Here is a 21,949-nt window from a genome sequence, read left to right as displayed (position 1 = left end):
TATGCCGAGTATTACTCGCAGTGCCTTAGTGATGTTTAGTGCACAACAAATGTATGAGTTGGTCAATGATATTGACGCTTATCCGCAGTTTTTACCAGGTTGTGCGGCAAGCCGTGTGGTTTCGCAGTCCGATAATACCATTACTGCGGCCTTGGATGTATCTAAGGCGGGTATTCGTAAAACTTTTACCACCCGCAATGTATTAACGCCTTATCACCATATTAGTGTCGAGCTAGTCGACGGGCCTTTTAAAACACTGAATGGCGGCTGGACCTTTACGGCATTGGATGAGGATGCCTGTAAAGTCGAGTTAGAATTGTATTTTGAATTTACGTCTCGCTTAGTGGAATTTGCCTTTGGCGGCATCTTTAAGGAGCTGGCCAATGCCATGGTACATTCTTTTAGTGAGCGAGCCAGAGAGGTGTATGGCCATGAGTCTTATTCAGGTTGAAGTGGTGTATGCGCTGCCTTATAAGCAAGTGGTGCTGAGCCTTAAGGTTGCGCCAGATTGTGATGTACAGCAGGTTATCGCCCAGTCTGGCATCTTGCAGCAGTTTCCTGAGATTGACCTAGATACCAACATGGTTGGCGTGTTTGGGCGTCAGGTTAAACTGGATAGCCAACTGCGGGCAGGAGACAGAGTCGAAATCTATCGGCCCTTATTAGCGGATCCTAAAGATATTCGTCGCCGTCGTGCCGAGCAAGCCAAAGAAGAAGGGCGTGCCGATAAGGTGACCGGTGGGCGGCCCAATCCTGGGCGGGCTAGCGTGAGAGCGAGCAAAGACAGTGCGCTGGCAGAGGACGAGCTTAAGGAATGACAGAATAGAAATAGCGAGGTTAAGCACGCCGGACGCATGTCCGGCATGATGATGCAGTTAGGTTATTTATTGCCTCAAAGCCGCTGAGTTGCCGAGGTAATCAGCGTTATAAGCCTTGGTCGAAGTTGATGGGTGCGGGGTAATCGCCGCCTACTGACATTAGCGCACCGTTATTGAACTCAAGCACCAGCTGCTTTTGTTCTACTTCTCCACGACCGGGTTTAAAGTAGTACAGATAGACCCAGCGTTCATGATTGAAGCTGTCCAAGCTCATGGGGTTGCCCAGCAAAAAGCGGACCTGTTCTTGACTCATACCGCGGCGCAGCTGATCAACTTGTTTGGCTTCTATGTAGTTGCCTTGTGGAATATCTATTTTATATACCAGACCGCAACCCATCAGAGGCAGGGTTAACATTATCGGTAAAATCAAGGTTTTGAGTTGCATATGGGCACTATATCCTGTGTGACTTGTGGCCATGATAGCGACTGTGGCAGACCTTGTAAAAGCACAAGCGACAGTTATATTTTGGCTCGCGGCCATTATGTGTTTCTGACTTGGTTTTCGCCCCCTCTGGGAGCACTAATAGTGGCGACGCGGCCGAGCTTGAAGCTAGGCTGAGTCATTGGCTTCCGCCTTACTAATGGATAAGCCTGCGGGCTGTTATTGGCGCGGCCTTACGTTAAGCTGCATTTATTTTTAACCGTTAAGCGACAATTTATGACGACACAGGTTTTTCACTTAAAGGTCACTACTGACGACTTGCAAGGGGCGCGCTTGGCCATTCTGCCCGGCGATCCGAGCAGGGTTGCCCGCATTGCTGGGCATCTTTCTAATCCGCGCTTGCTGGCCAGTCACCGTGAATTTACTTCTTGGCTCGGTGAGTTGGATGGTAAGGCGGTGGTGGTGTGCTCAACCGGTATTGGCGGCCCTTCTACTTCTATTGCCTTGGAAGAGCTGGCGCAACTGGGCGTGACCACTTTCTTGCGCATTGGTACTACGGGGGCGATTCAGCCCACTATTAATGTGGGCGACATGATAGTCACCAACGCGGCGGTACGCCTAGATGGCGCGAGTTTACATTTTGCACCTTTGGCATATCCTGCGGTGGCCGATTTTGATTGCAGCTGCGCGCTGGTGGATGCGGCGCGCGAATTGGGCTTAAGCCCGCATGTGGGCATTACTGCCTCGTCCGATACATTTTACCCCGGCCAAGAGCGCTACGACACCTATTCAGGCCGTGTGACGGCGAGTCTGCAAGGCAGCCTTGCTGAGTGGCAAGCCATGGGAGTGCTCAATTATGAGATGGAGTCGGCTACCTTATTTACCTTCTGTGCCAGTCAGGGATTAAAGGCCGGTTGTATTGCGGGGGTAATCGTTAATCGCTGTGAGCAAGAAAAGCCCGATCCCGTGCAAGTACAAGTGGCGGAACAACAGGCGATTGAGATAGTGATCGGCGCTGCTCGCCGTTTGGTTTAGGCCAAGGGTTGCTTCCAAGGTTCATTGACCATTAAAAAAGCCCCGAGTCGTAACGATTCGGGGCTTTTTAGTGCGTATTCGTTATTATTTCACGCTGCACAGCGCCAGAGTAGAAGTAGCGTTGCGCTAAAAGACGTTTTGCTACGTAAAACCGGCCAGCTGAAGACGGCCTCTACAAGTTCGGTATCCGATGTAAGCGTACGGCGTTTAACGTACAGCGCCTCACGCCTCACGCCTCACGCCTCACGATTAACGTTTAGCTAACCAATAGCTCTTGGGCATTGGCTAAGGTGTTGGCGGTAATTTTATCGCCACCGAGTAAGCGCGCCAGCTCTTGTAAGCGGCTGTTGGTATCTAGCTCTTGCATGCGGGTTTGTGTTTCATGCTTATCGCTGTCTTTACTGACAAAGTAATGCTGATGGCCATTGCCCGCCACTTGGGGCAGGTGGGTGATCACCAGTACTTGAGTCGAATCGCCAAGTTGACGTAATAACTTGCCCACCACGGCGGCTGTTGGTCCGCTGACGCCCACATCCACTTCATCAAAAATAAGGGTTGGGGTTTCTACTTTTTGCGCGGTAATGACCTGAATGGCCAAGCTGATGCGCGATAGCTCGCCGCCGGAGGCCACTTTCGCCAAGGGGCTCATGGGCTGACCAGGGTTAGTGCTCACCAAAAAGTCGACTTTATCTATGCCCAAGGGCGAGAATCCCGCGCTATTATCCGCAGTCACGGTAATTTCAAAGCGCCCGTGCTCCATGCTCAGTTGATGTAAGCTTTGGGTGATTTGGCTATTCAACGATTGCGCGTAGCGTTGGCGGCTGTGACTGAGTCGCTCGGCGGCTTGTAAAAACTGCGCTTTGGCTAAGTCTACTTCCTCGTTTAGCTCTTCAAGTCGATGGTCATTGCTGTCCATGTCGGTGAGTTGGGTTTTTATCTGCTGATGAAACTGCGATAACTCTACGGGCTGCACATGGTGTTTACGGGCTAGCTCCATCACTTTAGTCATGCGCGCTTCCACCTCAAATAGGCGTTCAGGGTCCAGCTCTAAACGATCTAAATAGCGACTTAATTCCGCATGACCTTCTTCCAGTTGGATAAGGCTGCTCTCGATCATTTCTTGAACGGGGGCTAATAAGCCGTCCATTTGGCATAAATCTGTGACTACTTTTAGGCCGTGGCGCAATTGCTGTAGGGCGTTACTGTCTTCACCATCGGCCAACACATTCAGCGCTAGCTGACAGTCACTTAGCAGCTCAGCACCATTGGCCAAGCGCGCATGCTCGGCTTCTAATTCTGGAAATTCATCTTTGTTTAAGGCTAATTCATCAAGCTCGGCCACTTGATATTCAAGCAGCTGACGCTGGGCTTGCCACTGCGCTTGCTCCAATTTAAGTTGCTTGCGCTCATTACTGAGTTGGCGCCACAGTTGATAATGTTTGCTGGATTTTTGGATTAGCTGATGATGCCCCGCGTAAGCATCGAGCAGGCCGCGTTGAAAATCTGATTTTTGTAAGGCGTGGTGGGCATGTTGGCCATGAATATTGATCAATAACGCGCCCAGTGCTTTTAATTGCGCCAAGGGCACCGGCATGCCGTTAATGTAGCCGCGCGAGCGGCCTTCACGGGTTAAAGTGCGGCGCAAGATGCATTCATCTTGCTCATCCAGCTCTTGCTCATTGAGCCAAGCTTTCACGCGGGGCAGTTTATCAATACGAAAACGGGCGCTAATATCGGCTTTGTCGGCACCTGGTCTTACTGAGTCTGAGTCTCCGCGCTCACCCAATGCTAAGGCCAGTGCATCGATGGCGATGGACTTACCTGCACCGGTTTCACCGGTAATGCTGGTCATACCGGCACGCAAGTCCAGCTCAAGAAAAGAAACAATCGCAAAATTACTGATGGTGAGCTGAAGCAACATGATAAGTCCCCTGCACAAAGTGTACTGTGTATAAAAACAGTATACTGTGGTTTTGTACAGTGGCAAGATGGTTTTTAATGTTGAGTGCTAAGTTTTTAGTGAAAGCGAAAAGCAAATCATCCATAAAAATAGATGAGGAGAGAATGGCCGCAACAGGTTCAGTATTCCTGGCCATTCCACCATGATTTTTTCAACATTCAACATTCAACATTCAACATTAAAAGAGTTTGCTACCCCAACCGAGCTTGCTGCGCAGCACTTCAAAATAGTTATGGCCACGGGGGTGTAAGAGCTTGAGCTTATGTGGGCTTTTATTGATATGAATTTCATCGCCAGGTTGTACGGCCAGTGACACATGGCCGTCACAACTGACCAGCATTTGGCTGGTTTTGTTGTTTGGCGATAGCACTAACTTTACCTGAGAGTCGGCGTCTATCACTATCGGTCGGCAACTTAAGGTATGGGGAAACATCGGCACCAGTGTGATGGCATTGAGGTTGGGGGTGACGATGGGGCCACCGGCAGACAGCGAGTAGGCGGTTGAGCCGGTGGGGGTGGCCACTATCATGCCATCGGCGCGCTGGCTGTACATAAATATGCCATTAATATAGACCTCAAATTCTATCATGTGCGCAATTTTACCGGGATGGAGCACAGCTTCATTCATGGCGGTATTGCTAGCTTTGAGTTGGCCGTGACGGTGCACTTGGGTTTCCAGTAAAAAACGCTGCTCCGCTTGATAATCGCCGGCTAATAATCGCTCTAACGGTTGCTCAAAACTGTGGGGAGATAAATCCGTTAAAAAGCCTAAGTTTCCGCGGTTCACACCCACCACGGCCACGTCAAATCGAGCCAGCACTCGGGCCGCACCCAACATGTTGCCGTCTCCGCCCACCACTATGGCCAAGTCGGCACGCTCGCCCAGCTCGACCATTTCTAGCAGTTCTACGTCGTCTAAGGCCAGTTGTTCGCCTACGCGGCGTTCGATCACCACATTTAAGCCTAAACCGGCAATGTACTTATACAGCGCTACCAACGTTTGATTGGCGCCTTCGTGATCGGGTTTGCCAATCAGCGCTATGGTATTAAATTCGCTTTCCATAAATATCGACCTGGCATAAAGGATGAAATGAGCAAGGTGGCCAGCTAAATAATGGGCCGCATAATCCTCATTCTAAATAACCCGCTGCGTTAGTGCTACTGATGAAGGGCAATGATAAAAATATTCTCTTGAATTATGCCATGGGCTCCCCCATATAAGCTGCAAGCCAGAAAATTTAGATGGGAGACAAGATGAGCGATAACAAACACCAGCCTGAAGTAGAGCAGGACGTAGAGCAAGAGCCGTTAACGGTAGACATTAATGAAGCATCCTCCGTAGAGGGTGAGCTGCTCCAACCCGATGCTATGTATGTGGCTGATTTAGAGCTGCAGCTCGCCGCCGCTAATGAGCGTGCGCAAAGCGAAAAAGACCAAGCGCTGCGTGCCTTGGCGGAAATGGAAAACCTGCGCCGTCGTGCGGCACAAGATGTAGAAAAGGCGCAAAAGTTCGCACTTGAAAAATTCGCCGGCGATTTATTGCCCGTGATCGACAGCTTAGAGCGTGCGCTTGAGCACACTGACAAAGAAAATGAAGCCTTGAATGCCATTAATGAAGGCGTAGAGCTGACGTTGAAGTCCTTGCTTAGCACCATAGAAAAATATGGCGTATTGCAGATTGACCCTCAAGGCACCCCCTTTGATCCCAATAAGCATGAAGCCATGAGCATGATCGAGAGTGCGGACGTGCCACCAAACTCGGTAGTTGCGGTCATGATGAAGGGCTACGAGCTGAACGGTCGCGTGTTGCGCCCGGCCATGGTGATGGTGGCCAAAGGGCCAGCGATTGACACTAAAGCTTAAAACATCGACTTAATTGCACGATTTATTTAATAAATGTGAGCTGCGCCTTGAAAGTCACACCAAGCAGCCACATATACACTGTAAAGCGAAAACAACAGTGCTTACGTTTAATTCAAGATATTGAGAGAGGATTTTATGGGTAGAATCATCGGCATAGATTTGGGTACCACTAACTCTTGCGTCGCCATTTTGGACGGGGATAACCCGCGCGTCATCGAAAACGCCGAAGGCACTCGTACTACTCCTTCCATCATCGCCTATGCCGATGATGGCGAAACGTTAGTCGGTCAGCCGGCCAAGCGCCAAGCAGTGACTAACCCCGAGAATACGTTATTTGCTATTAAGCGTTTGATTGGCCGTCGTTTTGAAGATGAAGAAGTACAGCGTGATATTAAGCTGATGCCCTTCAAAATAGTGAAAGCCGACAACGGTGATGCTTGGGTAGAAGCCAAAGGCAAGAAAATGGCGCCGCCGCAGGTATCTGCTGAAGTGCTGAAAAAGATGAAGAAAACCGCCGAAGATTATCTGGGCGAAGCGGTAACCGAAGCAGTAATTACGGTACCGGCTTACTTTAACGACGCTCAGCGTCAGGCTACCAAAGATGCAGGCCGTATTGCGGGTCTAGATGTTAAGCGCATCATCAACGAGCCAACGGCAGCCGCGTTTGCCTATGGCGTGAATAAGACCAAGGGCGATCGCAAAGTTGCCGTGTACGACTTGGGCGGTGGTACTTTCGATATTTCCATCATTGAAATCGATGAGATGGACGGTGAGAAAACCTTCGAAGTATTAGCCACCAACGGTGACACCCACTTGGGTGGTGAAGACTTTGATAACCGCTTAATCAACTATTTAGTAGCTGAATTTAAGCGCGAGCAAGGTTTTGACTTGATGAATGACATGTTGGCACTGCAACGCTTGAAAGAAGCGGCAGAAAAAGCCAAGTGCGAGCTGTCTTCTGCACAGCAAACTGACGTTAACTTGCCTTATATTACCGCCGATGCTTCAGGTCCTAAGCACTTGAACATTAAGCTGACGCGCGCCAAGTTAGAGTCACTGGTTGAAGACATGGTTACCAAGTCTTTAGATCCAGTTAAAACTGCATTGAAAGATGCCGGCTTGTCCGTGACTGATATCGATGACGTGATTTTGGTGGGCGGTCAGACCCGTATGCCACTAGTACAAAAAGCGGTAACTGATTTCTTCGGTCAAGAGCCACGTAAAGACGTGAACCCTGATGAAGCGGTGGCCGTAGGTGCTGCTATTCAAGGTGCGGTGTTGTCTGGCGACAAGACTGACGTATTGCTGCTTGACGTAACGCCACTGTCTTTGGGTATTGAAACCATGGGCGGCGTGATGACGGCCGTGATTGAAAAGAACACCACTATCCCGACTAAGAAGTCGCAGGTGTTCTCTACCGCCGACGACAACCAAGCGGCTGTGACCATTCATGTGCTGCAAGGTGAGCGTAAGCGTTCAAGCGATAATAAGTCTCTGGGTCAGTTTAATCTGGAAGGCATTCGCCCTGCACCCCGTGGTTTACCGCAAGTTGAAGTGACCTTCGACATCGATGCGGATGGTATCTTGCACGTGTCTGCGAAAGATAAAGACACCAATAAAGAGCAAAAAATTACCATCCAAGCGTCTTCTGGTCTATCAGAAGAAGAAATCGATGCCATGGTGCGCTCGGCTGAAGCTAACGCCGAAGAAGATAAGAAATTTGCAGAGCTGGTCAGCACCCGTAACCAAGCTGACGGTCTGGTACACGCTACCCGTAAGCAATTGGAAGAAGCGGGCGATGCTTTAGCCGCCGACGACAAGAGCGCCATCGAGTCCGCTTTGAGCGAACTGGAAACGGCACTGCGCGGTGAAGATAAAGCTGAGATCGAAGCTAAGCAGCAAGCGCTGCTGGAAGCCTCGCAAAAGCTGGCAGAAGTCGCTCAAGCGAAGGCACAAGCCGATGCTTCTCAAACCGGTGAGTCAGAAGATGGCGCCACTAAGGCGGATGACGATGTGGTTGATGCCGAGTTTGAAGAAGTTAAAGACGATAAAAAGTAAGTTAACCCCAGCGTAGTAGCGCGCATAGTGCGGGCGTTGGGATGCCAACGCCCGCCTTTGTTTTAACAGGACTCAGGTAAGTTTCAGCCTATGTCAAAACGAGATTATTATGAGGTGCTCGGCGTTAGCAAAGACGCAGACGAGCGCGAAATAAAAAAAGCCTATAAGCGGATGGCGATGAAATATCATCCCGACCGCAACAAAACTGACGCCGACGCCATTGATAAGTTTAAGGAAGCGTCAGAGGCCAATGAAGTACTGACCGATCCGCAAAAACGTGCGGCCTATGATCAGTTTGGTCATGATGCAGTAAATGGCCAGCAGGGCGGCCATGGTCACGGCGGCGGTGACTTCGGCGATATATTTGGTGATGTGTTCGGTGATATCTTCGGTGGCGGTCAGCGCCGTCAGCAGCGTGCGGCCCGTGGTTCAGATTTACGCTATAACATGGAGCTGACGCTAGAAGAAGCCGTGCGGGGCGTGACCAAAGAGATCAAGGTACCAACGCTCGTCGGTTGTGATGTGTGCGACGGCAGTGGCGCTAAGGCAGGCACTCAGGCTAATACCTGCTCTACTTGTCATGGTCATGGCCAAGTACAAATGCGCCAAGGTTTCTTTACCGTACAACAGCCTTGTCCGCATTGTCGTGGTAAGGGCAAAATCATCACAGACCCATGTCATAAGTGTCATGGGGAAGGTCGTTACCAAAAGACCAAGACCTTGTCGGTGAAAATCCCGGCGGGCGTCGATACTGGCGATCGCATTCGCTTATCCGGTGAAGGTGAAGCCGGCGAGTCAGGTGCACCGGCAGGCGATTTGTATGTGCAAATGCATGTGCGCGATCATGAGATATTCGTCCGTGATGGCAATAATCTGTACTGCGAAGTGCCCATTAGTTTTACTGCCTCCGCCTTAGGTGGCGAAGTGGAAGTGCCGACGCTAGACGGACGCGTGAAGCTGAAAATTCCGGCTGAAACCCAAACCGGTCGCAGCTTTCGCTTAAAAGGTAAGGGCGTGCGTTCGGCCAGAAATGGCCAAATAGGCGACTTAGTCTGTAAGGTGTATATTGAAACACCGGTGAGCTTAACCGAAGAGCAAAAAACCTTATTACAACAATTAGAAGACTCCTACGTGGGGGTGGCTGCCAATAAACACCAACCCAAGACCGAAGGGTTTCTAAAAGGCGTGAAGCGATTTTTTGATGATTTGACCCGATAAGCTGACCGTACTACTCTAGGGTGCGCTTTAAACCCATGAGCTAACTATTAACTGATAACGTGAGTCCCCTGTCGATTGTCGGCAGGGGTTCTTACTTTATTGTCTGAAAGGGACTGGTTTTTCATTATGAAACAAACTCCAATGACAGTGCGTGGAGCACAAAAACTGCGTGAAGAGCTGGATTACCTCAAGTCAGAGCTGCGCCCTAGGATCATTGCCGATATTGCTTCTGCTCGTGAACATGGCGATTTAAAAGAAAACGCCGAATATCACGCTGCGCGCGAAGAGCAAGGGTTTTGTGAAGGACGCATTCAAGAAATTGAGGGCAAGTTGTCTAACGCTCAGGTCATCGATGTAACCAAACTGCCCAATAGCGGTAAGGTTATTTTTGGTACCACAGTGGATTTATTTAAAGTCGATGATGAGCGAGAGATCACTTATCAAATCGTCGGTGATGATGAGTCTGATATCAAAGCGAACAGAATTTCAGTCAATTCACCCATAGCTCGCGCCTTAATCGGCAAGGAAGTGGATGATGTGGCCGTGGTGAAAACCCCAGCCGGTGAGGTAGAGTACGAAATCCTCAAGGTACAATATCTGTAATCGCGCGTATTAATATTGGCGAATAAGATTCGCTAATATGAGCATGCATCAAAAATAGGCGCCCTAGGGCGCCTGTTTTTTTTCTTTTTGTGCTAAAAAACCCTGAAACACGAAGTCAGACAGGGTGCGCTGGTCGGCACCATTGAGTTGAAACTGTACCGCGGTTAGCCAAAAGGCGGGTCCTTTTCGCTCGCGTACTAAGGTGACCTCACAGCGCAATTCCTCTTCCCCCACTACTAATAGCAGCGTTTGCACCCGGGGCTGAAGCGTCGACTTTTCTGGGCTAAAGAGTGAACGACGAGATAACAGTCGCATACCATTGATGGATAAGTCCCGTATTTCGGCGGCTAAAGGTTTGCCATTAGCGCGCTTTAATTGGATATGCGCAGGTGCTGGCAATCGCCAAGCGCGTGGATGACCGCCATGACTGATGCTACTCGCACTTATGTCATTGGTACCTATTTCACAAGTAATGGAGGGTGCACTGAGCTCGGCTTGCTCTGGGTAAGCAAAGGAGTGTGACAGGGTAACCGGGAAGCTAAACATCAGCTCACCCACCACCAGCTTTAGCTCTAAGCGTGAGGCTTGCGCTAATAAGGGCGCAACTTGTTTATCCAGCAACAAGGGCAGAGTCAGGCAGTCCTGTGGACCATCGGCTTGGTATAATTCGCTCAAAAGCGCGATTTCTTCCTCTGACAGATAAGGGTGGCTCGGCACAGCGTAATACCTTAATAAATAATAAAAGGGTGTTTGAGCTTATGGTGAGCGGGCGATAAATGTAAAGTAAGGGGAGGATGGTACTGTTACTGGGAGCAGGGTTGAACTTCTGTCTTACAAGACACTTATGTAAGAGACACCGATGTGGCGAAATACTGGGGCAGCTTTAAGTATGCGGCCCCTTGTATCAGTAAGCACGGTTAGCCAGTGGGCTTATTTGGCGCGAGGTAAACTGATCTTTTTCTCTTCACTTGCACGGTACAGCGTCAACACATGGCCAACACTTTGTACTTTAAAAGCCTTGGTTTCACGTACGATGGCATCTATGATCAGGGCTTTGGTGTCGCGGTCTTCAGAGGCTACCTTCACTTTAATTAGTTCATGAAAGTTCAACGCCAGATCGATTTCGGCTAACACGCCTTCGGTCAGGCCATGTTGGCCAAGCAATACCACTGGCTTTAGGCTGTGAGCCAAGCCTTTTAAGTATTGTTTTTGCTTATTAGTCAGGGTCATTGCAAAATGCTTCAGTTAATAGGTTGAAAGGGGGCTATTGTACCCCCATCTTAGCTTCAATGGTAATAGCAGAGCGATAATAAAATGGCGAACAAAAAACGCTCGGGCAGCTCAACGCGCTGGCTTCAAGAGCATTTCAGTGATAAGTACGTACAAGAGGCACATAAAAGAGGTCTGCGCTCCCGGGCTGTGTTTAAATTAGAAGAACTGCAAGGTCGTGACCGCTTGTTCAGACCGGGCATGACGGTGGTGGACTTAGGTGCAGCACCCGGCGGTTGGAGTCAGTTTTCCGCAGAGCAAGTAGGTGCCAAAGGACAAGTGATTGCTTGTGACTTATTACCCATGGACGCCATTGCCGGTGTCAGTTTTTTGCAGGGCGACTTTAGAGAAGAGGCCGTACTCAATGCCTTGCTCGAGCGAGTAGGGCAAGATAAGGTCGATGTTTTACTCTCTGATATGGCACCGAACATGAGTGGCACCCGAGAAGTGGATCAGCCCAAGTCGATGTATTTGGTCGAGTTAGCGCTCGATATGTGTCGCCAAGTATTGGCTCCGAAAGGAAGCTTTGTGGTGAAAGTGTTTCAAGGGGCCGGCTTTGATGAGTTTTTATTAGAAGTGAGACGGTCTTTTAGTTCAGTAAGAGTAAGAAAACCCGATTCGTCGCGGCCCCGCTCGCGAGAAGTGTACATTGTGGCTACAGGTTTTAAACTGTAGTATTCTGTCAAAGACATAAATAGTCAGCCGGTGAGGTTAGTAATTTGAGTGACATGGCAAAAAATTTGATCCTGTGGTTGGTCATAGCCGTGGTGTTAATGTCGGTATTCCAGAGCTTTAGCCCAAGTGAGCCGAGTGGACGCCAAACGGACTACACCACCTTTGTGCAGGAAGTATCTCAAGGACAAATCCGCGAAGTACGCATGGACGGACGCACCGTGCACGGTGTTAAGCGCAGTGGTGATAGATTCACGACTATTTTGCCCGCGCAAGATCCCCAGCTACTGAACGATTTGTTAAATAATAATGTCCGTGTGGTAGGCGAAAAGCCTGAAGAACCTAGCCTACTGACGTCTATTTTCATCTCTTGGTTCCCCATGTTGCTGTTGATCGGCGTCTGGGTATTCTTCATGCGCCAAATGCAAGGTGGTGGCGGCGGTAAAGGTGCCATGAGCTTTGGTAAGAGCAAGGCGCGCTTGATGGGTGAAGACCAAATCAAGACCACCTTTGCCGATGTAGCCGGCTGTGATGAAGCCAAAGAAGACGTGGCGGAACTCGTGGATTACTTACGTGATCCTAGCCACTTCCAAAAGCTCGGTGGGCGTATTCCGACCGGTATTTTGTTAGTGGGCCCGCCCGGTACCGGTAAAACATTGCTGGCGAAAGCCATCGCCGGTGAAGCCAAAGTGCCTTTCTTTACTATTTCCGGTTCTGATTTCGTGGAAATGTTCGTGGGTGTCGGTGCATCTCGGGTGCGCGACATGTTTGAGCAAGCGAAGAAATCTGCGCCTTGTATCATCTTTATCGATGAAATAGATGCGGTAGGCCGTCAACGTGGCGCGGGTATGGGCGGTGGTCACGATGAACGTGAGCAAACCCTGAACCAGATGCTGGTTGAGATGGACGGCTTTGAAGGTAATGAAGGTGTAATCGTAGTGGCGGCCACTAACCGCCCCGACGTATTAGACCCCGCCTTACTACGTCCTGGTCGTTTCGACCGTCAAGTCGTAGTGGGCTTGCCTGATGTGCGTGGTCGTGAACAAATACTTAAAGTGCATATGCGTCGCGTGCCGTTAGGTGATGATGTGCAGGCCAGCGTGATTGCACGCGGTACGCCAGGCTTCAGTGGTGCCGACTTGGCTAACTTGGTCAACGAAGCCGCCTTGTTTGCGGCGCGTTCATCACGCCGTGTGGTGTCCATGGATGAATTTGAAAAAGCCAAAGACAAAATCATGATGGGTGCCGAGCGCCGTTCTATGGTGATGTCTGAGAAAGAAAAAGCCATGACTGCCTATCATGAAGCGGGTCACGCCATCGTCGGTCGCTTAGTACCAGAGCACGATCCTGTGTACAAGGTCTCCATCATTCCTCGTGGTCGCGCACTGGGTGTGACTATGTATTTGCCTGAGCAAGACAGATACAGCTATAGCAAGCTACATTTAGAGTCGATGATTTCTAGCCTGTATGGCGGCCGTTTAGCGGAAGAGATTATATACGGCTTTGAAATGGTCACCACAGGTGCATCTAACGACATCGAACGGGCTACCGATTTAGCCCACAAGATGGTGACACAGTGGGGCTTGTCAGAAAAAATGGGACCTTTGCTGTACGCAGAAGAAGAAGGCGAAGTCTTTATGGGCCGCTCTTCTGCTAAGGTGAAGCACATGTCGGATGAAACCGCGCAAGCGATTGACTCTGAAGTGAAAGACCTGATTAATCGTAACTATGATCGTGCTAAGAAAATCTTGCTGGATAACATTGACATACTGCATGCAATGAAAGACTGCTTGATGAAGTATGAAACGATTGATGCCAAGCAGATTGATGACTTAATGGCGCGCCGTGCAGTACGTGCACCCGCCGATTGGGTAGAAGAATCTGATGACAAGCCACAAGGGCCTACCGCTACCGACAAGACTGATGATAAAGAGTCAGTATCGGTTGCAGAGCCGAAGACGCGTGCACCGGATCTGAATAAGCCGAGTGATCTCACCAGTTAGTAAAATTTTATGCTAAATTAAGCCCCGAACATGCTCTGTTCGGGGCTTTTTTATTTACCGTGTCTTTGGGGTAAGGTCATTGATTGATGTTCTTAATTGGAACTCTTGGCTGAGACTGATTGAGACCCTTTACTGAGAAAATGGTTATGCTGCTATCGAGCACTAGTAAAAGCTTGGACTTATCTTGCCCGCAGATCATGGGCATCTTAAATTTAACCCCCGACTCCTTTTCTGACGGCGGGCGCTTTATTGACCCACAAGCAGCCCTTAAGCACGCCAAACAGATGCTGATGGATGGGGCTACCTTGATTGATATTGGTGGCGAATCTACGCGCCCCGGTGCGGATGCGGTGGCCGAGCAAGCAGAATTAGACCGAGTGATCCCGGTAATTGAACTGTTACGCCAAGAGCTGGATTGTTGGATTTCGATTGATACCAGCAAAGCAAGGGTGATGAAAGAGGCAGTAAGCGCGGGCGCCGACTTGATTAACGATATTCGAGCCTTGCGTGAGCCAAATGCCTTACAAGTGGCAGCCGACAGCGGTGCGGCCATTTGCTTGATGCACATGCAGGGTTTGCCCCGCACCATGCAACAGGCGCCGGACTACCAAGACGTGACAGCCGAGGTAGTGGATTTTTTACATGCGCGCGTGCAAGCCTGTGTCGAGGTAGGGATCAATCGTGAGCGATTGTGCTTAGATCCGGGCTATGGTTTTGGCAAAGGCTTGAACCATAATTATGAATTGCTGGGCAAGCTTGGGCAGTTACAGTCATTAGGCTTGCCGTTACTGGTGGGCATGTCACGCAAGTCAATGCTGGGGCAGTTGCTCGAGCGTGAAGTAGACCAGCGATTAGCAGGCGGTCTTGCCGCGCACTTATTTGCGATAACTCAAGGTGCCCATATTCTACGGGTGCATGATGTTAAAGAAATGGCTGACGCGCTGCGCGTCTGGCAATATGCGGCAGACCATCTTGCATAAGAATCAGAAATAAGCATCAGGGATAAAAAATGAGCAGAAAATATTTTGGTACTGACGGTATTCGTGGTCATGTGGGCGAATATCCCATCACACCTGAGTTTGTAATGAAGTTGGGCTGGGCCGCGGGTAAGGTATTATCACAAACCGGCACGAAGAAAGTGTTAATCGGCAAAGATACCCGTATTTCTGGCTATATGTTGGAATCCGCACTCGAAGCAGGTTTGTCTGCCGCGGGCGTGCAAGCGGCCTTGTTAGGCCCTATGCCAACCCCAGCAATTGCTTATTTGACCCGTACCTTTAGGGCCGAAGCCGGTATTGTGATCAGTGCCTCCCATAATCCGTATTATGATAATGGCATTAAATTTTTCTCCCATGACGGTACCAAGCTGCCCGATGAAGTAGAACTGGCCATTGAAGCCATGCTCGATCAACCCATGGATTGTGTGTCCTCAGAGTTATTAGGCAAAGCCAGTCGTATTAACGATGCGGCAGGGCGTTATATCGAGTTCTGCAAGAGCACCTTTCCCTCAGAAATGCATCTCGACGGCTTAACCATCGTTATCGATTGTGCCCACGGTGCCACCTACCATATAGCGCCGGCGGTATTTGAAGAGCTGGGTGCAAAAGTTATCCGCATCGGTTGCCAGCCTAATGGCCTGAATATTAATGACCAAGTGGGCTCAACCGCACCGGAAGCCTTAATGGCCGCGGTATTAGAGCAGGGCGCTGACTTAGGCATTGCTTATGATGGCGATGGTGACCGCTTAGCCATGGTGGATCACACTGGTGCCTTATTGGATGGCGACCAATTGCTCTATATCATGGCGCAGCACGCCCAGCGACACGAGAGCTTAGGTGGCGGCGTGGTAGGCACGCTGATGACCAATATGGCACTGGAATTGGCGTTAGCGAAACAAGATATTCCTTTTGTACGCGCCAATGTAGGGGATCGTTATGTGTTGGAGCAACTCAAGCAACGCGGTTGGAAGCTGGGCGGCGAAAATTCCGGGCACATTATTAGCTTAGATCACAACAGTACCGGCGACGGCATTGTGGCCTCTTTACAAGTATTACGTGCCATGGTCGACAGTCAGCAAGACTTGCATACCTTAAGCCAAAGCTTGGTGCTGTATCCCCAAGTGCTGAACAATGTGCGCTTTAGTGCCGGCACGGATCCACTGAATGACGAAGAAGTACAGGCGCGTGTCGCCCAAGCTGAGCTGGAATTAGCCGGTGCTGGACGGGTGCTACTTAGAAAATCTGGTACAGAGCCGTTAATCCGGGTAATGGTGGAAGGCGCTGAACTGGAGCTGGTCAGTCGATTAGCCCATTATATTGGCGATGCGGTACGTTAAACGGCGATGGAATGGTCTTTTTGCTGGCTTTTCGTTCAGTTGCGCTTTTTTTTTGAAATTGAGCTTGTAACCCATTAAGCCTATGGCTAGTATTAGCCCCGCTCCGGACAGTAGTCTGATGCGGGGCTCAGACGTCAAGCAAAGGTGTAGCTGATGTACGAAATTCTTTTAGTGGTGTATCTGCTTATCGCACTGACCTTAGTTGGCTTAGTGTTGATTCAGCAAGGTAAGGGTGCCGATATGGGCGCTTCCTTCGGTGCAGGTGCCTCCAATACCGTTTTTGGCTCCAGTGGTTCAGGTAACTTTTTAACGAAAGCGACCACATTGCTGGCAGCAGGCTTCTTTATTGTGAGTCTGGCGCTGGGTAATTTATCCAGTAACAGTACCCAGCAAGGAAGTGAGTGGGATGATCTTTCTGAACCTGTAGTTCAAGAAGGTACTCCTGCAGGGGACGTCCCAGGTGTTAATAACAGTGATGTACCTTCTGTTAGTAGCAGCGACGTACCTGAGTAAAAGATTTGCCGTGGTGGTGGAATTGGTAGACACGCTATCTTGAGGGGGTAGTGCCTGTATGGGCGTGCGGGTTCAATTCCCGCTCACGGCACCAATTATGTTAGCTTGAATTTTAAATTCAAAATAACTATAATTTCACGTAGTTTGAATTAGTTTAATTCTACGTAATTTTTCGGACGCGGGATGGAGCAGTCTGGTAGCTCGTCGGGCTCATAACCCGAAGGTCGTCGGTTCAAATCCGGCTCCCGCAACCAATACCTCACATTTATTGCAGTGGTGAAGCTACCGTGTGATAAGTGGTTGTCGTAAGACAACAGTCAGGGTCCAGGTGAATAGCCCCGATTTGATGATCGGGGCTTTTTGTTATCTGCACGTTAGCACCCAATTAGGGTGCACATTCACTGGGCTGCGAGCCCTTTTTTTGTTTTCGGAGGGTAGCTTTGGCTACATTGGAACAACGATTGACCGAAATGCTGACAGAGCCCGTAGAGGCTTTGGGCTTTGAATTGCTAGGGCTCGAATTCGTCCGTGCCGGGCGGCATTCGACCTTACGTTTGTATATCGACCATGAAAACGGTATTCAAGTCGCCGACTGTGCCGAGGTCAGCCGGCAGGTGAGTGCCGTAATGGACGTGGAAGATCCCATTACTACCGAATATGATCTGGAAGTTTCTTCGCCAGGTATGGCTCGCCCCTTATTCAAACCTGCTCATTACCAGACCATTATTGGCGAACAGGTTGAATTGTCCCTGCGCATGGCGGTGAATAATCGTCGTAAGTTAAGCGGACTCCTAGTGGCAGTAGATGACACCCTGATCAGACTGGAGGTAGACGGAACTGAGTTCCCGATTGCTTTCGCTAATATCCAAAAAGCACATCTGGTTCCGAACTTTGACTAACGAGGCAGTCGGACATGAATAAAGAAATATTGCTAGTGGTAGATGCGGTTTCTAACGAAAAAGCATTGCCTCGCGAAAAGATTTTTGAAGCCTTAGAAACGGCATTAGCCACGGCTACCAAAAAGAAATATGACGGAGATATCCTAGTACGGGTCGAAATCGATCGTAAGAGCGGTAACTTCGAAACCTTCCGTCGTTGGCAAGTAGTGGAAAGTCAGGAAACCCTGACCAACCCTTACGCCGAAATTACGCTGGAAGCGGCACAAATTGATGAGCCAGAAATTCAAATTGGCGACTTCGTGGAAGACGACATCGATTCTGTGACCTTTGACCGCATCACCACGCAAACCGCAAAACAAGTGATCGTACAAAAAGTACGTGAAGCTGAGCGCATGCAAGTGGTTGAGCAGTTTAAAGACCAAGAAGGTGAGATCATCAGCGGCGTGGTGAAAAAAGCCACCCGTGAGAATGTGATCTTAGATCTGGGTAATAACGCCGAAGCGGTGATTTTCCGCGAAGACATGTTACCGCGCGAAACCTTTCGCAGCGGCGACCGGGTGCGTGGCTTATTATATGCCGTGCGTCCAGAAGCACGCGGTGCACAGCTATTTATTAGCCGCAGCAACCCCGACTTCTTAAAAGAGTTGTTTCGCATTGAGGTGCCAGAGATTGGCGAAGAAGTTATCGATATCATGGGTGCTGCACGCGACCCAGGTAGCCGCGCCAAGATCGCCGTTAAAACCAACGACCGCCGCATAGACCCTATTGGTGCCTGTGTGGGCATGCGTGGCGCCCGAGTGCAAGCCGTATCCGGTGAGCTCAATGGCGAGCGCGTTGATATCGTACTGTGGGATGATAATCCTGCTCAGTATGTGATTAACGCGATGGCGCCGGCTGACGTATCTTCCATCATCGTAGATGAAGATGCGCATTCCATGGATATTGCCGTGGAGTCAGGTAACTTGGCGCAAGCCATCGGTCGTAATGGTCAAAACGTACGTTTGGCCGCCCAGCTTACTGGCTGGGAGCTGAACGTGATGACGGTCGAAGATTTGCAGAACAAACATCAGGTCGAAAGCGACAAGATCATCAATCTCTTTATCCAGCATTTGGATATCGACGATGATTTTGCAGGCTTGCTCATGGAAGAAGGCTTTTCCTCTTTGGAAGAAATTGCCTATGTACCGGTCAGCGAGTTGTTGAGCGTTGAAGGCCTAGATGAAGAGATGGTGGAGGAGCTGCGTAATCGTGCGAAGGCTGCCCTGACCACTCGGGCGCTAGCGCAAGAAGAATCATTCGAAGGGGTAGAGCCAGCAGAAGATTTGCTCGCATTGCCCTCCATGACCCGGGAGCTGGCGTACGCGCTTGCCGCCCGTGGTGTTGCGGATCTGGAACAACTAGCAGAGCAGGGCATTGACGATCTTGAAGGAATTGAAGATCTGAGTGAAACCCTAGCTGGGGAGCTGATTATGGCGGCCCGTAATATCTGTTGGTTTGGTGACCAGACCGAAGAATAAGATCAGCGGAGGTATATTAATGGCAGAAGTTACATTATCGCAGCTCGCCAGCGACATAGACACATCAGTTGACCGTCTAGTACAGCAGTTTCGTGAAGCCGGCATGGAAAAATCGCTCGGTGATTCCGTATCGGAAACCGAAAAAGCCGATTTGCTGACGTTTCTCAAGAAACAGCATGGCGCAGCCGCGGATGAGCCAAAGCGCATGACGCTTCAGCGCAAAACCATGAGCACCTTAAATGTGCCCGTGGTCGGCGGTAAGAGCAAAGAAGTACAGGTGGAAGTACGCAAGAAGCGCACTTACGTCCGACGTGACACGGCTGAAGAGCTGCAGCGTCAACAAGAATCAGAAGAGCAGGCGCGTTTAGCAGCAGAAACGCAGGCTCAACAGCAAGCAGAAGAGCAAGCCAAACGTGAGGCAGAAGAGAAAGCCAAACGTGAAGCGCAAGATAAAGCCAAGCATGACGCGCAAGACAAAGCTCGCCAGGCTCAGCCGCAAGCTCAGAACACCAAAGAGCAGGGGAAAGTAAAACCCCAAAGCAAAGAGCCGAAAAAGGTGGACGATATGGCCAAGAGCGAAGCAGAAAAGTTAACCGCGCAGCGTGAGCAAGAAATCTTGCGTAAGGCCGAGCAAGATGCCAAAGAAAAAGCGGAAGAAGTGCGCAAATTGGCAGAAGTAAACGAAAAGCGTTGGGCTGAAGAAGCCGCCGCGGCCAAGAAACCAGAAGACGCAGACTATCATGTGATGACCAACGCCTCTGCCAAAGCCGCCGAAGATGAAGCGGATAAGTCTGAAGAAAATAAAGCCCGTCGTAGCACCGGTGGTAAGAAGCGCAGTGGCGGTAAGTCGAAAGAAGACCGTCTTGAGCGTGAAAACCGTAACGAGCGTCTGCGTAAAGGTAAGCGCGCCAAGGTGATGATGCCTAACTCCATGAAGCACGACTTCCAAAAGCCGGCGCAAGCCGTGAATCGTGACGTGGAAATTGGCGAAACCATTACCGTGGCTGAGCTGGCCAACAAGATGGCCGTTAAAGGCGTCGCCGTCATCAAAGTGATGATGAAGATGGGTGCCATGGCCACCATCAACCAAGTGATTGACCAAGAAACTGCCCAGCTAGTGGCAGAAGAAATGGGCCACAAGGTTATTCTGCGTCGTGAAAACGAATTAGAAGAGCACGTGTTGCAAGATCGCGACACAGATGCGGCACGTGAAACACGCGCACCTGTAGTGACCATCATGGGTCACGTTGACCACGGTAAAACATCTACACTGGATTATATTCGTCGCGCTAAAGTAGCGTCTGGCGAAGCCGGTGGTATTACTCAGCATATTGGTGCCTACCACGTAGAAACCGAGAATGGCTCTATTACCTTCTTAGATACCCCAGGTCACGCGGCGTTTACATCTATGCGTGCTCGTGGTGCCAGCGCTACTGATATCGTTATCTTGGTAGTGGCGGCGGATGATGGCGTAATGCCACAAACCGTTGAAGCTATTCAGCATGCGAAAGCCGCAAAAGTACCTTTGATTGTGGCCGTCAACAAGATGGATAAGCCCGAAGCAGATATCGATCGCGTGAAGAGCGAATTGTCTCAGCACGGCGTGATGTCAGAAGACTGGGGCGGCGAAAACATCTTTACCTATATCTCGGCTAAAACCGGTGAAGGTATCGATGAGCTGCTGGAAGCTATCTTGCTGCAGTCTGAAGTATTAGAACTAAATGCAGTGGTTGATGGCATGGCGTCTGGTGTGGTGATTGAATCACGTCTAGATAAAGGCCGTGGTCCAGTTGCAACCGTATTGGTACAAGAAGGTACGCTGAACCAAGGCGATATCGTATTGTGCGGACTCGAATATGGCCGTGTACGTGCCATGCGCGATGAGTTAGGCCGTGACATTAAGACTGCCGGTCCTTCTATGCCTGTGGAAATCTTAGGTCTGTCCGGTGTACCGGCAGCCGGTGATGAAGCAACCGTAGTACGTGACGAGAAGAAAGCCCGTGAAGTGGCGCTCTATCGTCAAGGTAAGTTCCGCGATGTGAAACTGGCTCGCCAGCAGACCGCTAAGCTTGAAAACATGTTTGCTAACATGGAAGAAGGCGAAGTTGCAGAAGTTAACCTAGTACTTAAAGCTGACGTACAAGGTTCAATTCAAGCCATTGCCGACTCACTTGAGCAGCTGTCTACGGACGAAGTAAAAGTGAAGATCATCGGTTCTGGTGTGGGTGGTATTACCGAAACTGACGCCAGCTTGGCTGCGGCTTCTAACGCTATTATCTTAGGCTTTAACGTGCGCGCCGATGCTTCTGCTCGTAAGATGATTGAAGCGGAAGAAATCGACCTGCGTTACTACAGCGTGATTTATGAGCTGATCGACGAAGTGAAACAGGCCATGACCGGCATGTTAGCTCCTGAATTTAAGCAGGAAATCATCGGTTTGGCCGAAGTACGTGACGTGTTCCGTTCGCCTAAGTTTGGCGCAGTGGCCGGTTGTATGGTGACTGAAGGTAACGTGAAGCGCAGCAACCCGATTCGAGTACTGCGTGATAACGTCGTGATTTACGAAGGCGAGCTGGAATCTCTGCGTCGCTTTAAAGACGATGTGCAAGAAGTGCGTAATGGCATGGAATGTGGTATCGCGGTGAAGAACTATAATGACGTACGTCCGGGCGACCAGATTGAGGTTTTCCAAATCGTAGAAGTAAAGCGTACCCTGTAAAGGCACGCCGACCTGAACCACTAAA

General features: G+C 50.0%; 20 protein-coding genes and 2 tRNA genes. 17 read left to right on the top strand and 5 right to left on the bottom strand.

Annotation, left to right across the window (positions count from 1 at the left end; translation table 11 throughout):
* Position 1 precedes the first annotated feature (1 nt).
* Together R0134_RS09525 and R0134_RS09520 are read left to right on the top strand one after the other, a co-directional pair.
* Positions 2 to 451 (top strand): SRPBCC family protein, encoded by a 450-nt coding sequence (locus tag R0134_RS09525; protein ID WP_319781666.1) that lies wholly within the window; start codon positions 2 to 4, stop codon positions 449 to 451.
* Positions 432 to 818, top strand: coding sequence for an RnfH family protein (locus tag R0134_RS09520; RefSeq protein ID WP_319781664.1), 387 nt, complete (start codon positions 432 to 434; stop codon positions 816 to 818). The genes R0134_RS09525 and R0134_RS09520 overlap by 20 nt, the downstream gene beginning before the upstream one ends.
* A gap of 106 nt (positions 819 to 924) precedes the next feature.
* Here the strand turns inward: R0134_RS09520 and R0134_RS09515 are convergent, their stop codons facing one another.
* Positions 925 to 1,263 (bottom strand): outer membrane protein assembly factor BamE, encoded by a 339-nt coding sequence (locus R0134_RS09515; protein ID WP_319781663.1) that lies wholly within the window; start codon positions 1,261 to 1,263, stop codon positions 925 to 927.
* Between the two features lie 273 nt (positions 1,264 to 1,536).
* Here R0134_RS09515 and udp point away from each other — a divergent pair, with 273 nt between their 5' ends.
* Positions 1,537 to 2,295: a uridine phosphorylase gene (udp, locus tag R0134_RS09510; protein WP_319781662.1), complete on the top strand. Its 759-nt coding sequence runs from the start codon at positions 1,537 to 1,539 to the stop codon at positions 2,293 to 2,295.
* A gap of 256 nt (positions 2,296 to 2,551) precedes the next feature.
* Here the strand turns inward: udp and recN are convergent, their stop codons facing one another.
* Complete coding sequence (gene recN / locus R0134_RS09505) at positions 2,552 to 4,216, bottom strand: DNA repair protein RecN (RefSeq protein WP_319781660.1); 1,665 nt, start codon at positions 4,214 to 4,216, stop codon at positions 2,552 to 2,554.
* A gap of 217 nt (positions 4,217 to 4,433) precedes the next feature.
* Positions 4,434 to 5,318: an NAD(+) kinase gene (gene nadK, locus R0134_RS09500; RefSeq protein ID WP_319781659.1), complete on the bottom strand. Its 885-nt coding sequence runs from the start codon at positions 5,316 to 5,318 to the stop codon at positions 4,434 to 4,436.
* A 191-nt stretch (positions 5,319 to 5,509) separates the two neighbouring features.
* Between nadK and grpE the strand changes: the two genes are divergently transcribed.
* The 4 genes from grpE to greA all read left to right on the top strand — a co-directional run bounded on the left by grpE (position 5,510) and on the right by greA (position 9,997).
* Positions 5,510 to 6,118 (top strand): nucleotide exchange factor GrpE, encoded by a 609-nt coding sequence (gene grpE / locus R0134_RS09495; protein ID WP_319781658.1) that lies wholly within the window; start codon positions 5,510 to 5,512, stop codon positions 6,116 to 6,118.
* A gap of 135 nt (positions 6,119 to 6,253) precedes the next feature.
* Positions 6,254 to 8,176 carry a molecular chaperone DnaK gene (gene dnaK, locus R0134_RS09490; protein ID WP_319781657.1) on the top strand — a complete coding sequence of 641 codons (1,923 nt, stop codon included), beginning with the start codon at positions 6,254 to 6,256 and terminating at the stop codon, positions 8,174 to 8,176.
* Between the two features lie 90 nt (positions 8,177 to 8,266).
* The gene (dnaJ, locus tag R0134_RS09485; RefSeq protein WP_319781656.1) at positions 8,267 to 9,394 is read left to right on the top strand and encodes a molecular chaperone DnaJ; all 1,128 of its coding nucleotides are present in this window, start codon (positions 8,267 to 8,269) and stop codon (positions 9,392 to 9,394) included.
* Positions 9,395 to 9,520: 126 nt separating this feature from the next.
* Entirely contained in the window at positions 9,521 to 9,997 is a 477-nt protein-coding gene (gene greA, locus R0134_RS09480; RefSeq protein WP_319781655.1) for a transcription elongation factor GreA, read from the top strand.
* Positions 9,998 to 10,060: 63 nt separating this feature from the next.
* Here the strand turns inward: greA and R0134_RS09475 are convergent, their stop codons facing one another.
* Both R0134_RS09475 and yhbY read right to left on the bottom strand, forming a co-directional pair.
* A complete protein-coding gene (locus tag R0134_RS09475) occupies positions 10,061 to 10,672 on the bottom strand; it encodes a PilZ domain-containing protein (protein ID WP_319781653.1) in 612 nt (203 codons plus the stop codon).
* A gap of 255 nt (positions 10,673 to 10,927) precedes the next feature.
* The gene (gene yhbY, locus R0134_RS09470) at positions 10,928 to 11,227 is read right to left on the bottom strand and encodes a ribosome assembly RNA-binding protein YhbY (RefSeq protein ID WP_087038176.1); all 300 of its coding nucleotides are present in this window, start codon (positions 11,225 to 11,227) and stop codon (positions 10,928 to 10,930) included.
* Between the two features lie 84 nt (positions 11,228 to 11,311).
* Between yhbY and rlmE the strand changes: the two genes are divergently transcribed.
* The 10 genes from rlmE (at position 11,312) to infB (ending at position 21,924) form a co-directional block, all read left to right on the top strand.
* On the top strand, positions 11,312 to 11,941 hold the full coding sequence (gene rlmE / locus R0134_RS09465) for a 23S rRNA (uridine(2552)-2'-O)-methyltransferase RlmE (protein WP_319781650.1): 630 nt from the start codon (positions 11,312 to 11,314) through the stop codon (positions 11,939 to 11,941).
* Positions 11,942 to 11,985: 44 nt separating this feature from the next.
* Complete coding sequence (gene ftsH, locus R0134_RS09460) at positions 11,986 to 13,941, top strand: ATP-dependent zinc metalloprotease FtsH (RefSeq protein ID WP_319781649.1); 1,956 nt, start codon at positions 11,986 to 11,988, stop codon at positions 13,939 to 13,941.
* A gap of 146 nt (positions 13,942 to 14,087) precedes the next feature.
* The gene (folP, locus tag R0134_RS09455; RefSeq protein WP_319781648.1) at positions 14,088 to 14,921 is read left to right on the top strand and encodes a dihydropteroate synthase; all 834 of its coding nucleotides are present in this window, start codon (positions 14,088 to 14,090) and stop codon (positions 14,919 to 14,921) included.
* A gap of 29 nt (positions 14,922 to 14,950) precedes the next feature.
* Positions 14,951 to 16,276 (top strand): phosphoglucosamine mutase, encoded by a 1,326-nt coding sequence (gene glmM, locus R0134_RS09450; protein WP_319781647.1) that lies wholly within the window; start codon positions 14,951 to 14,953, stop codon positions 16,274 to 16,276.
* 153 nt (positions 16,277 to 16,429) lie between these two features.
* On the top strand, positions 16,430 to 16,789 hold the full coding sequence (gene secG, locus R0134_RS09445; RefSeq protein ID WP_319781646.1) for a preprotein translocase subunit SecG: 360 nt from the start codon (positions 16,430 to 16,432) through the stop codon (positions 16,787 to 16,789).
* A 7-nt stretch (positions 16,790 to 16,796) separates the two neighbouring features.
* Positions 16,797 to 16,883, top strand: a tRNA-Leu gene (locus R0134_RS09440).
* An 83-nt stretch (positions 16,884 to 16,966) separates the two neighbouring features.
* A tRNA-Met gene (locus R0134_RS09435) sits at positions 16,967 to 17,043 on the top strand.
* Between the two features lie 186 nt (positions 17,044 to 17,229).
* A complete protein-coding gene (gene rimP / locus R0134_RS09430) occupies positions 17,230 to 17,688 on the top strand; it encodes a ribosome maturation factor RimP (protein WP_319781644.1) in 459 nt (152 codons plus the stop codon).
* Positions 17,689 to 17,702: 14 nt separating this feature from the next.
* Positions 17,703 to 19,205: a transcription termination factor NusA gene (nusA, locus tag R0134_RS09425; protein ID WP_319781643.1), complete on the top strand. Its 1,503-nt coding sequence runs from the start codon at positions 17,703 to 17,705 to the stop codon at positions 19,203 to 19,205.
* A gap of 19 nt (positions 19,206 to 19,224) precedes the next feature.
* Positions 19,225 to 21,924, top strand: a complete 2,700-nt coding sequence (gene infB, locus R0134_RS09420) for a translation initiation factor IF-2 (protein WP_319781641.1) — start codon at positions 19,225 to 19,227, stop codon at positions 21,922 to 21,924.
* Positions 21,925 to 21,949 lie beyond the last annotated feature (25 nt).

This window comes from Oceanisphaera sp. IT1-181, from assembly GCF_033807535.1.
Lineage (GTDB): Bacteria > Pseudomonadota > Gammaproteobacteria > Enterobacterales > Aeromonadaceae > Oceanimonas.
Note: the sequence above shows the minus strand (reverse complement) of the source record. Positions and strands in the feature narration are given on the sequence as shown.